The organism is Sutterella massiliensis (genome assembly GCF_016899755.1).
GTDB lineage: Bacteria > Pseudomonadota > Gammaproteobacteria > Burkholderiales > Burkholderiaceae_F > Sutterella > Sutterella massiliensis.
In genome coordinates this window covers 1-753 of record NZ_JACJJC010000174.1, presented here as the reverse complement: position 1 = coordinate 753, position 753 = coordinate 1, and the positions used below count along the sequence as shown (strand labels likewise).

General features: G+C 55.9%; 2 protein-coding genes. Both read right to left on the bottom strand.

Annotated features, from left to right (window positions below):
• On the bottom strand, positions 1-180 hold a 180-nt coding region (locus tag H6A60_RS11995), incomplete at its 3' end, for a hypothetical protein (RefSeq protein ID WP_205104938.1).
• Between the two features lie 282 nt (positions 181-462).
• A partial coding sequence (locus H6A60_RS11990; protein ID WP_205104936.1) for a transposase occupies positions 463-753 on the bottom strand: 291 nt, incomplete at its 5' end.

Sequence of the window (753 nt, the reverse complement as noted above, 5' to 3'; positions counted from 1 at the left end):
GAAGGCGCCCAATGGCGATTCACTCAGAAAAAAATCCTTGTGAAACAGGGTGTTGCGGCGTTCCCTTCTTTGTTGGTCCAGTTCGTCGTCAAGTTGCCAAACCCCTTGACTGCCAGCCTTTTTAAGGCAGCACGTATCCTTGCCGGTGCGATCAGGCATAGCACCGGCAAAGATGCGCATGCTGGTTTTTAGATGTTCACAACTGAGTCAGGAACCGATCCGGGTGCAGGCTTCCGATGCGCTACGAAGTCAAGGGATTGAGCATTCTTATTCGACCTGTCGATCGTCATTTCTGCGGCGACTGTGCGCCTTCGACGTGGCCATGATGTAAGGTCCGACCCCTGCTCCTAAATTGACAAACAGCAACTAATTGCTTAAAAAGCGAACAGGTTTGACAGGGGTCGGCGTAACCGATTTCACATCAACAAGCTTGAGCAATCCGGACGGGCACGATGTCGTCTCCTATGCTGTCGTGACGCTCAAGTCTTTCCAGGCCTCGCCCTTCGAGGCGACGGCCCAGCACTGTCGAGCGATGCGGTTGGCGATGGCGACGAGCGCCACCTTCTTGGGCTTCTTTGCGAGGATGGCCGTTACCCACGGAGTCTTATATTTGGCTCTGGCGACGGCCTGAGCGCATTCAATCATCAGCGCTCGGAGCTGTTGGTTGCAGCGCATTGGGATATGCGTCGTGATGGTCTTGCCGCCGCTGCCGGTGTGCATGGGCACGAGGCCGAGGAACGCGGCGAACTGCCT